This window comes from Bradyrhizobium cosmicum (assembly GCF_032290525.1).
Lineage (GTDB): Bacteria > Pseudomonadota > Alphaproteobacteria > Rhizobiales > Xanthobacteraceae > Bradyrhizobium > Bradyrhizobium cosmicum_A.
The window spans coordinates 20956-31137 of the sequence record NZ_JASXTA010000042.1; the positions used below are offsets into that span (position 1 = coordinate 20956).

A 10182-nucleotide genomic window follows, 5' to 3' on the forward strand; every position below is an offset into this window, starting at 1 on the left:
TCCCCAATCGCGAGCTCCGTGCTTGCGCGCCACCTCGGACACTTGGGCACCGGTAGTAGACTCTCGGCCATGATCCGAGCTCTCTCAGCCTCCGAACGCACGCGGCGTCCCGACGGTCCTTCAAGCACCTCCAGCCGGCTCACCCGCCCTCCCGATGAGCCGTCCAAATGGACGTCCTTTTTGCTGTCCAATCCCATCCCAAACCTCCGTCCAAGCCGGAGGCTTCTTCGCCCGTTCATTCGAATTCTGAAGCAAGGGTATCGGCTTCGCGCTTACCGCTGAGCTATGCGGGAAGCTGGGTGATGTTGACGTCCAATATGTCTGGCGGTTCCTGCGCAACCACAAGATCGACCTCGTGGTTCGCAAATCCTGGTGCGAGAGCAACGACCCGAACTTTGCGGCCAAAGCCGCCGATGTTGTCGGCCTCTACGTTGCCCCGCCCCAGAAGGCTATCGTGTTATGCGTGGACGAAAAGCCCTCGATTCAGGCCTTGGAGCGAGCGCAAGGTTATCTGAAGTTGCCCAATGGCCGCGCCTTGACCGGTCAGAGCCACGACTACAAGCGGCATGGCACGACAACGCTGTTTGCGGCACTCGAGGTTGCCACCGGAAAGATCATCGCGACGCATTCAAAACAGCAACGGCGTGTCGAGTCCTCGACCGCATGGACAGCGTCACCTCGGCATTTCCGGACCGCCAGCTTCACGTCATCTTCGACAATCTCAATACCCATAAGAAGAACGAGCACTGGCTCAAGGCCCACCCCAATGTGGAATTTCATTTCACGCCGACAAGCACATCCTGGCTCAATCAGGTCGAGGTTTGGTTCTCCATCCTGCAGGGGCAGTTCCTCAGCGGCGCTTCCTTCACAAGCCTCAAGCAGCTCCAGGAGCATATCGATGGCTACATCAACGCATACAACGAAAAGGCTGAGCCTTTCGTCTGGACCAAGAAAAAAGTCCGTCAACGCCGCTTCAAAGGCCGCCGTATCACTCAGTTCTGATTCCGGGTACTAGCTCCATTGAATTCCTTCATCATCCGAGACTCGCCCCTCTCTAAGAGCCAACGATCCCGGGTAAGCCTATTTCGCGACCAAGTTACCGGCCCATGTCCGCACCTCGACCGCGCTTGCGGTCGTCTCGCGCACGTGAGAACTGGCTCGCATCATCTCCCGCAATGAACTTCGCAAAGGCTCCCTCTGCTCCTTCCGGCACCCTAAGATCATAAGCGCGCTCCGTCATGTAGGTGTTATCGGCACCCTTAAGCCACACTCCTTTTGCGCCGAATGTTCGTGTCAGACTCGCCAGAGTTGTTACGTTATTCAGTTTTGGCCAAATGCCCACAAAGCCACCGCTGTCATTTTGGATAAGAATGTCTGGATTGAAGGTACCTGCTTGTCGTGGGAATCTGTAGTTGTGGAGACAGGTTCTCCTCCCGCCTGGCGTCTCATAAGAGAGTGGCCCGTCCGTTCTTCGTTCACTAAATGTTTGGTGAGAGAGTTCGTACATGTCCATTGCCTCGCCGTATCCCCGCGGTCCAAGTCGCAAATACAACTCGCTTCTGGGCACGTAGCTACCGCCAGGACCGCCTATCTTAATCAGCACTGACTTGATGTCGTACTCATTCTTGGTCAACCATCTTCCTGTCCTGCGATAATGCTGCTGAGGGGTTTCGAAGAGCATCGCGTGATTCCATTTCGGCTCCGACTCGAGCCCGATCAGTAGATTGTCGCCGCCGATCTCTATGCATTCGATGGTCTGTCCTGTACTAGATCGAAGCGTTGCTTGGCTTAGTAGACCAGACGTGATGGCATCGGGCCTTTCCATTTGGTCGTCTATTTTTGCTTTATCTTTATCGAAGGACCGCTGTGCTTCCACCTTCCTCAATAGTTCGTCGCACTCCGCCCAATCGGCGTCGGTGAAATCGCGGAGATAGTCATGATACGCCTCTGACGCAGGCGTGCCACCGACATGGCTGGCGCCAGATGACGATGCCGCAACGGTGTTGGCCCCTTCACCTCGTCCGCCTGATCGAGGCGTTGCTTGTCCAGGCGAGTCAATCGTGATGGCAGCCCGTCTTTCCATTTGAACTTCGAGTTTTGCTTTACCTTTATCGAGGGACCGCTGTGCTTCCACCTTCCCCAATAGTTCGTCGCACTCCGCCCAATCGGCGTCGGTGAAATCGGTGAAATCGCGGAGATAGTCATGATGCGCCTCTGACGCAGGCATGCCACCGATATGGCTGGCGCCAGATGACGATGCCGCAACGGTGTTGGCCCTTTCACGTAGTCCGCTTGATCGCCTCCCCTCATGGACGCTGGCACTCCTACGAGATTCGTTTTCCCGCACACCCGCCACCTCCTCGTCATTCTTCACTGGCAGCCCCACAGTTTCCGACGTGTGCTCCTTACCGTCTCTCTGTTCCATATCGTGCGCGTCTAGCAAAGCATTTCGCCGCGCCGCTAGCGACTTTGGCGCAGCTTGTGGCCCACGCAGTACAGACGTTTCAGGTCCATTGGCTTGCGCATTGTTGCCCGATCGAGCCCTTCTTTGGCTTGGCAGGTCAATCGTGATCGCAGCGAGCCTTTCCATTCGGTCGTCGACTTTTTTACCCATACCGTCGGAAACGGTGTTTCCATCGCTCGGTGGCTCGTCCCACTCGGCCCAATCGGCATCGGTGAAGTCATCGAAGTAGTCGTGATGCGCTGCCCCGTCTGATGCAAGCGTATCACCAATACGGTTATCCGTGGACGACGCCGCAACAGCGCTGGCCATTTCACCTAGCACCCGAGTCCTCTTGTGACCGCCAGCAATCCCAAAGGACTCGCTTTCCTGCACGCTCGTCCCCTCCTCGCCATTCCCCGCTGGCAACCCGGCGGCCTCCCAGGTACGCTTCGTACCCCCTCTCAGTTCCATACTGTGGGTCCCTTGCAACGCCCTATGCAGCAACATGCCATCATCGCGCCGCGTCGCGGGCGAGTTTGACGCAGCTTTGGGCCACTCAAGTGTAGCACTTTTGCCGGATCTCCCCCGCTCCCCGTCGTCAAGGTTTCGGGCGTGACGATGCGAAGCGCCAGCTGTTCGGTGGTTCGTGGCTAATGCTTCGTTGCCGCGAGGCTCGTCTACATTTACAGCTCGTGAGGTAGCGGCTTCGAGCGGGTGGCCGCGCTCTCCATTGTTAGCATTACGAAGTGTCGCACCGCTGACATCCTTCATGATTTGTTCATTCGCCATGACATGTCCTTTGTCATCTGATGTTATCGGCGCGCTCGTCTCATGCAACGTGTACGTTCATGCACTTCTCCGTCGTCCACATCCGCATGATTTGAGTGCTCTTCCCCTCGTTGCTCGTCGCCAACTGCGATGAGGTCCTGCTGCCCATGTCGACGATGGTCGATAGCATCTCGCTCCGTGATACTGCGCTCCGCTCGCGCACTCGCGTCAAGTATGATGCCATGATCCCGCGAGAACTCTGCCATCTCCGTGCGCAGGGCCTCATAGTTCAAGCGCGAGTGCCGACGGGATCTCTTCCGCCACTCCTTGTCCCAGGAGTTCCCGGCGATTGACACCCACATGGGGTGCGGATGGTCGCGATCCGTATGGAACGCGGCAGCATAATTGTACTGACCGCCTCGTTTGGTCCTGATCCCGCTCTTCGTCCGGCAGGTCCTCGATATAGTTGCTGGTCTCCAAGGCCCAGCTTCGCGCCGTTTCTGGTAGTTTGTCCGGTCTCAGGGGACTATCAAGATGCCGGGCAGATAGGTGAAGCTCCAGCTTACCCTTCCGACCAAGATACTCCCATTGCCTGATCATCTGTTCAGGGGTGTACCGCCGCTGCCACTCGGAACGATACGAATGACTACCTGAGATACAGCGGACATCCAACGTGCACTCACGTCCGTGCGCCACTATTGCTCCACCGCATTTTTCAACATGGAGCATCCATCAGTCCGCCGGCGCGACACCGACAGGATGGAGCGCAGCAAACTATCGATATCGGCGAACGCCTCGCTCAACGCGACGCGCTCGATCCGCAAGGCCTCAATATTCGTGGATCGGTTCTCCCGATAAGCGGCCACGAGCGCGGCAACGTTGCGAGAAAGCGCCCCAATCGCTTGAAGACTTCTCTCCATTTGTCGGCGTGTCCCAGCATCGATTTCCAGGAAGCCGCCAATTCGGCGTACGGCGACTCGTATGGCCATGCTGTCGGTCAACGCGAGTAAGCGCTCCTGCCGAGAAAAGCTCTCGTATTCAGCGGATCGTAGTCGGGCGTTGACTGCCTTGAACCTTTCCCCTTCCACGCGCCGACGTTGTCGACTGGCCATTTCGCGCGAGGCGGGCTCAGTACCGTGAGACATAGCATTTCCTCCATGAAGAGCAGAAGAAACCAGACTTGGCCTCCCTACGGGACTATCCACCAGCATGACTCAAAGGCTATATATCGTCGCGTTCTGATCAAGGTCGATATCAACGTTTCTCCGTTGCATTTGCAATCAACGCAAACTCTGTCCGTCGCTAAACACAATCAATTCCCACTCGCCTTTCGCTGCACAATACTTCAAACAAATGGATGTATCATCGAGGAATTGCGCGCCGAGTTGCGGGAATGTCTGTTCACGCCCGCGGAGCGCAAGGCGCTCGAAGCCGAACTGGCCGACCTCATCCGCCAGCGCAACGAAGCACTCGCGGCCGAGGAAGAGGGGGCGTAAGCCCCCTCGTCCACGACTTACGGCACGACTGTGAAGGCCCCGCTCATCCGTTGAGGACGTCCTTGATGGCTTTGGCTGGCGCAAAGGTGAGCTTCTTGGAAGCTGCGATCGTGATCGTTGCGCCGGTCGACGGATTACGACCCTCGCGCGCAGCCGTGTCCTTGACTTTGAATTTCCCGAACCCGGAGATACTTGTCTCGGTCCCCCTCACGGCTGCATCGGCGATCGCCTTGAACACGCCGTCGACGATAGCCTTCGCCTGTGTCTTTGTCAGGCTGTTCTCGGCGGCGATCTTGTCGGCGATTTCATTCACGGTGGTCATGGAACAGGCTCCATCTTGCTGTGATTTTCCTCCGTCTGATATGAAGAGCGCCGGACGGGTAGGGCCGATATCACAGGCAGAGCCACAAATCCCCGGAAAACTGACGAACTATCAGACCTTCTCCTCCACAGCGGCGTATCCGCGGCGGCGCTTGGCGCGCTCCAGCCGTCCGAATGCGTCACCCGCTTCATCGCTGCCGTCAAAGGTTTGCACCATCGTCTGCCCGTTTGTGCCAATCCGGCCCCAGTTCCGGATCAGCGACAGTTCCCCGAACAAGGTCGGCTGAACGGACAGCATGTAGAACCGCCGCATATTGCGCGCGGCATCGATGCGGCGAAGATGAAGCGGCGCTGGCTTGAGGTTCGGCATGTCCGGATTCTCGCTGCTTGCTGAAGCGAGGTCCAATGCTTTCTATGAATCGATCAGGGCCAAGCGATTCAATCTCTCGATACGTCAGTTGCACCACGGATGCCGCGCTCCATCCCCCATCAAGGTATCGAAAATATAGTCCGCACGCTCCTCGACCGGCGCTTTCGGTAGGATCGCGACCTCGTAGCCCAAAGCAGGATACACGTGGAGAAGGCGCTCGTATTCCGATATGGCCGTTTGCAAGTCATGGCGCCGATCGATGTCGGCCAGGGAGGCATTAAGAACACGCGGCTGTTGTACCGATTGGCCTGGATCAGCTCCTGTGGAGCGAACTCGCCGGTCAGGCGCTGAAGGGCCGCCGCGGCGTCGATCAGGCCGCGGTCGAAAAATACCCACGAGCTCGCCTTCATCGCCAATACGCGGTCGTGTAACGCCACCTCAATTGCACGGCGTGCGAAGGCACCCATATCAATCTATGGGAGCGCGGAACTGCCCGAGCGCAGCTCCTCCGACGGCCATGTTCTTCAACAACGTCGTATCCGCGACGCGACAATTCGGAAATCAATGTGGACTTGCCTCCACCCGAACAGCCGGAGATAACAACGAAACGGTCCATTCTGTCGTTCTCGATCGCGGGAGGTTTAATTTCCTGCACGAGCCCTTCTTTTTGAATTTTCTATCCGGGGCCCATGCTCAATCGCCCCCTTTGCCAGGCTCGACCTCACCCAGCTCGCCAATATTAGAGATGCGTTGCAAGGGGCTGCGATCTGTGAAATAGCGCACAACGCGGAGCCAAAATTAACCTGGCAAGTTGTCTTGTATCCTATGGAGTCCCAGATTGAGTGTTGCCTTCACGAAGGAAGAAAGTGCTGAGACCGCTTCCGAGACGCTCCTGCCAGATCGTCCATTTTCATCCCACCCCAATTGGGTGACGGAGGCAGGACTGGAGGCCTTGCAGCGTCAGCTTGCCGAGGCGCGTGAGGCCTATGAGCTCGCCCAGGGGATCGAAGACATCAACGAACGCCGACGGCAGACGGCAGTCCCTCTGCGGGACCTCCGCTATTTTTCCGAGAGGATCCGCACAGCTCAGCTTGGTCCTGCTCCTGCGACAACGGACGTGGCTGCATTTGGAAGCACAGTCGCCTTCCGCCGCGTTGACGGCCGCGTACAACAATATCGTATCGTTGGAGAAGACGAAGCAGATCCGAAGGCTGGCTCCATTTCATTCGTATCGCCCGTCGCGAAATCCCTGATGGGAAAGGCCGTGGGAGATATCGTAGGCTCAACCAACCAAGAGCTTGAGATTCTCTCTATAGCCTAAGTATCAGCAGTAATACCGCGCGCCCTGACCAATTGTCCTAAACGAGCGCGCACAAGTCGCGCTCGTCCCGCGAGCGCAGCTTCGCGCCTGCCTGATTCGCAAGTCGATGTTGAACTCGCGCCATTCCGAACCGTGCGACTAAAACCGCCCGGATGGGTCATTTCGCGTTCTGGCCGTTCTGCTTTGCGGCGGCAGTAGCCGGGGCGGGCGTGAGGGAAGGGGGGAGCGGTCCTCCGGAAGAGCGCGAGGGATCGAACGGGATATGCGAGCGATGCAACGATTTCGCTTTATTGGTTTTTCCTCGGTGTCGTTCTTCATTGTCGGTGTCGGCATCGTCTTGCCGGCGTGGATCGCGTTTCACACGGGCGGATCCACAAGGTCGTCGAAGATGATGTGAGCAGCCGGCACGATGAGTTGGTGGATCGCAGGAGTGGGGCGGTCAGTCCAATAGATTTGCTGCGGATAACGCCGAAGGAACAGGTCATGTATCATGTTGACTGGCTTTCTAGCTAGGCCCGGCGATGTACTGCAATCCAATCGAGGACATCGGAGTAGCGCGCTGCCACTGCTTCATTGAAAAATCACCGCTGCCTTCTGCGCTTCTTTTTGAGCTCCAATTCTGTTCCGCGACAGCAGGCCATTTCCCGAGCCACGTTTTGCGCGAATGGTTCATCCACTGCCAATGATGCGTCGTTCCTCGCCGAGCGGAATGATCCAGCCGCCGGCGCGGTCAGGCCGGGCAAACTCATCTGGACTCGCCGTATCGGCGATGCGACTGTGTACGATTCGCGGCTCGGCGTCGATCGCTGCGCGAATGAGATCACGCTCGATCCCGACGAAGACTGGCCGCAGGTGGACGCGAGCAAGCGCCTCCTGGTCGGCGGGAGCAACCTCGGCGTCGACGACTGGGCCTGCGCGGGATCGATCCCGCCGATCAGCCCGCCCACGGAGCTCGCTTTCTCCAGCTCCCTGACCGGGGCCGCATCCAGCAGTGTCCGGGCGCGGTTGAGATCGTCTTGGAGCCTTCGCGCAAATGGCTGATGAGTGAGGCGCTGGAGCGCGCCTGCCAGTTCGGCATGGCCGAGTGGCTTGATTAGGTTGGCGATATGCAGACGAAGGAGCCCGATGAAGAGCGTATCCTTGTCGTTTGGGTCGATGGGATCGCCGTCGTCCACGGGATCGCGGACCGAGAGATAGGCGTCGCCTGGTCCTGCCGCAGCCATTCCCCAGCGCGTCGCGATCGCGAGTGAGGTGAGCGTCACGATAGGATCACCGGTGCCGGGGCTTGACTTGCGCGGAATGCTCTGGATAGCGCGGTCGGGATGATTGACGCCGCCGGGGCGCGGTGATGGGGTGATCCCGGTTCGGAGCGGGCAACGGGATCAGAATGAACAGCGAGTCGCAGCTGCGCGAGAAGCTTCGGAAGATCGAGGCGTTGTTCGTGGGGGCCGGAACTGCTGGTGAGCGCCATGCGGCGGAAGCCGCGCTGCAGCGGGTGCGGGCCCGGGTCGAGGAACTCGCTCGCTACGATCCACCGATCGAACAGCAATTCTCACTTCCCGACCAGTGGTCTCGGCACCTTTTTCTGGCGCTTTGCCGCCGATATGGGCTGCGGCCGTTTCGTTATCGCCGGCAGCGACGCAACACGGTGATGGTCCGTGCGTCACGGGGCTTCGTCGATCGAGTCCTGCTGCCGGAGTTCACCGAGCTGGAGCGTGCGCTGCAAGTGTATCTGCACGAGGTGACGCTGCGCGTGATCCGCGAAGAGATCTACGACGACGCCAGCGATGCGCAGGAAGTTCCAGATGCCCTGCCGTCGAACTGATCAGGCGGCGAGCTTTGCCTGCGAACTATCGCGCTCGGCCTTCCAATTCCACGGCAACAGCATGTGCAGCTGATTGATCTTTGTACGTCCGGAGACGATGCGCTCGAGAACATCGGTCAGATAGTTCGGCGGGCGGCATAAACCGCCAAGATGAATGACATCGACCCGCAAGCCTGGTTGGCTGACGTTCTGGACCGCATCGCAGAGCATCCCGCCCACCGGCTCGACGAACTCCTTCCGTGGAATTGGCGCGACACGATCCGGCGCGTCGATCAGGCCGCCTGAGTGGTCCTGCCGCGGTTCTCACCGACTTTCAATTACCCACATCGTCGGCGAGTTCCGATTGAGAGGCCGAAGGCGATGTCATTGAGGCGTGTTAGGCCTCGCCAGACGACCATGTTTCCTGGCGGCGGATCGTGGTTGCGTGCGAGGTAGCCACCGAGCATGGCGATCTTGAGCAAATAGGTGGCGAGGGTCCTGCGCAGGATGCGCGGTTTGGCCCGCGTCGCGTCGATGGCATCAAGCGTCGCGATTTCGGTTGGCGTAAGGACTGTCTCTGGCGCAACCTCGGGCTTTGCTCGTGCGGACATGGTGAGGAAGAAGATGCGCCAGCAGACCATCGCGATGAGGGCGAGGAACTTGGCCAGCCGCTCGGCGGTCTCAAGCCTCGCCTCTTCGGCGCGACAGCCAGACTTCATGACCTTGTGAAACACCTCCGCCTTCCAGCGCAAGGCGTACCATTCGAGCTTCTCGATGGCGATGGCGAAATCTGCGACCGGCAGATTGGTCACGAGCTTCCCGTCGATCGGCGGACGGTCCGCCGGCTGGTCGATCTCAAGGGCTTGGATGTAGGTGAGAAGCTGAGGACTGTATCGCTTCTGCTTGCCGACGGGGGCAAGGTTTGGATGGCGGCGAACTTCACGTGCACGCACGCCGTCTCATCCTGTCCGATCGCGACGTAATGGCGTCCCGCCGCCTCAATGCTCGAAGTATTCTCTGAGACTGCGTTCGCAGATCTGCCGGTTTCTCTGCTATGGCGGCTTGCATGAATTAGTCCTCTCAGATCACTACGAATAAGCTTCTATCAATTGAATGACCTCCAGCGCAAAGCAGGCGCGCCCTAGACTAGGTTCATCGACCGACGCTTGTGCTTTCTCTGCTTCTGACCGAAGCCATCAACTCGGCTCGCGCGCCATTGTAGGCCCTGTCGATCAAGTTGCCGACCCGGCCAATAGCATCCAGTTGCTGAGGCGAATTTTTCGTTCCGAGCGAGGGCAGCTCACGGACTGCATTGTCAATCGCGTCGATGCTCTTGCCCAAATCCAAATTTTGCGGCCCTACCGGATGCTGGGAAGTAGAGGGAGAGGTTGCATTCCGAGTGGGTTCCATGCGCAACTCAGCGCCATAGAGGTTACGCGGTTCACGACGATCTACCAGTGCATCGCAAATTTGTGCCTTCTGGTTTGTATCCCTCCCCGGCTCTAAGCAGGCCGTGTAGGTCTGACCGCGGATCCGCAAATTTGTTCTCTGAAACGGCGTCCTCGGCAGATCGCCCTTTCTGTCTAGGTCAGCGTTTTCTTGGTTCGAATCATATCAGGCGGCGTCGGCGAGTTTGTAGGACCAGGTATGGACGACGGG

General features: G+C 58.5%; 9 protein-coding genes and 3 pseudogenes. 5 read left to right on the plus strand and 7 right to left on the minus strand.

Annotated elements, in window-relative coordinates; genetic code table 11:
* Positions 1–283: 283 nt before the first annotated feature.
* Positions 284–1002, plus strand: a pseudogene (locus QSV46_RS37730) (IS630 family transposase); the annotation flags it as partial.
* A gap of 94 nt (positions 1003–1096) precedes the next feature.
* On the opposite strand, the gene QSV46_RS37735 reads toward QSV46_RS37730, so the two are convergent.
* Positions 1097–2836, minus strand: a complete 1740-nt coding sequence (locus QSV46_RS37735; RefSeq protein ID WP_314963798.1) for a hypothetical protein — start codon at positions 2834–2836, stop codon at positions 1097–1099.
* 1070 nt (positions 2837–3906) lie between these two features.
* On the minus strand, positions 3907–4422 hold the full coding sequence (virD1, locus tag QSV46_RS37740) for a T-DNA border endonuclease subunit VirD1 (RefSeq protein ID WP_314963799.1): 516 nt from the start codon (positions 4420–4422) through the stop codon (positions 3907–3909).
* Between virD1 and QSV46_RS37745 the strand changes: the two genes are divergently transcribed.
* Positions 4369–4707, plus strand: coding sequence for a hypothetical protein (locus QSV46_RS37745; protein WP_314963812.1), 339 nt, complete (start codon positions 4369–4371; stop codon positions 4705–4707). The genes virD1 and QSV46_RS37745 overlap by 54 nt on opposite strands.
* Before the next feature lie 43 nt (positions 4708–4750).
* Here QSV46_RS37745 and QSV46_RS37750 read toward each other — a convergent pair whose 3' ends face one another.
* The 3 genes and pseudogenes from QSV46_RS37750 to QSV46_RS37760 all read right to left on the minus strand — a co-directional run bounded on the left by QSV46_RS37750 (position 4751) and on the right by QSV46_RS37760 (position 6014).
* A complete protein-coding gene (locus tag QSV46_RS37750; protein ID WP_314963801.1) occupies positions 4751–5029 on the minus strand; it encodes an HU family DNA-binding protein in 279 nt (92 codons plus the stop codon).
* A 111-nt stretch (positions 5030–5140) separates the two neighbouring features.
* Complete coding sequence (locus QSV46_RS37755) at positions 5141–5398, minus strand: WGR domain-containing protein (protein ID WP_314963802.1); 258 nt, start codon at positions 5396–5398, stop codon at positions 5141–5143.
* Between the two features lie 84 nt (positions 5399–5482).
* Positions 5483–6014 (minus strand): annotated as a pseudogene (locus QSV46_RS37760) (AAA family ATPase).
* A gap of 222 nt (positions 6015–6236) precedes the next feature.
* On the opposite strand from QSV46_RS37760, the gene greA reads away from it, so the two are divergent.
* Positions 6237–6719 carry a transcription elongation factor GreA gene (greA, locus tag QSV46_RS37765; protein WP_314963803.1) on the plus strand — a complete coding sequence of 161 codons (483 nt, stop codon included), beginning with the start codon at positions 6237–6239 and terminating at the stop codon, positions 6717–6719.
* A 581-nt stretch (positions 6720–7300) separates the two neighbouring features.
* On the opposite strand, the gene QSV46_RS37770 is transcribed toward greA, so the two are convergent.
* Entirely contained in the window at positions 7301–7981 is a 681-nt protein-coding gene (locus QSV46_RS37770; RefSeq protein WP_314963805.1) for a hypothetical protein, read from the minus strand.
* A 125-nt stretch (positions 7982–8106) separates the two neighbouring features.
* Between QSV46_RS37770 and QSV46_RS37775 the strand changes: the two genes are divergently transcribed.
* Positions 8107–8544 carry a hypothetical protein gene (locus QSV46_RS37775; RefSeq protein WP_314963807.1) on the plus strand — a complete coding sequence of 146 codons (438 nt, stop codon included), beginning with the start codon at positions 8107–8109 and terminating at the stop codon, positions 8542–8544.
* 141 nt (positions 8545–8685) lie between these two features.
* Positions 8686–8829: pseudogene (locus QSV46_RS37780) on the plus strand (transposase domain-containing protein); the annotation flags it as partial.
* A gap of 32 nt (positions 8830–8861) precedes the next feature.
* On the opposite strand, the gene QSV46_RS37785 reads toward QSV46_RS37780, so the two are convergent.
* Positions 8862–9335, minus strand: coding sequence for a hypothetical protein (locus tag QSV46_RS37785; RefSeq protein ID WP_314963808.1), 474 nt, complete (start codon positions 9333–9335; stop codon positions 8862–8864).
* Between the last annotated feature and the right edge of the window lie 847 nt (positions 9336–10182).

Excerpts from the sequence above, each read along its gene's own strand:
- QSV46_RS37745 (WP_314963812.1), top strand. The coding sequence starts at position 4,369 with ATGAAGAGCAGAAGAAACCAGACTTGGCCTCCCTACGGGACTATCCAC.
- virD1 (WP_314963799.1), bottom strand. The coding sequence starts at position 4,422 with ATGCTGGTGGATAGTCCCGTAGGGAGGCCAAGTCTGGTTTCTTCTGCT.
- QSV46_RS37750 (WP_314963801.1), bottom strand. The coding sequence starts at position 5,029 with ATGACCACCGTGAATGAAATCGCCGACAAGATCGCCGCCGAGAACAGC.
- QSV46_RS37755 (WP_314963802.1), bottom strand. The coding sequence starts at position 5,398 with ATGCCGAACCTCAAGCCAGCGCCGCTTCATCTTCGCCGCATCGATGCC.
- QSV46_RS37775 (WP_314963807.1), top strand. The coding sequence starts at position 8,107 with ATGAACAGCGAGTCGCAGCTGCGCGAGAAGCTTCGGAAGATCGAGGCG.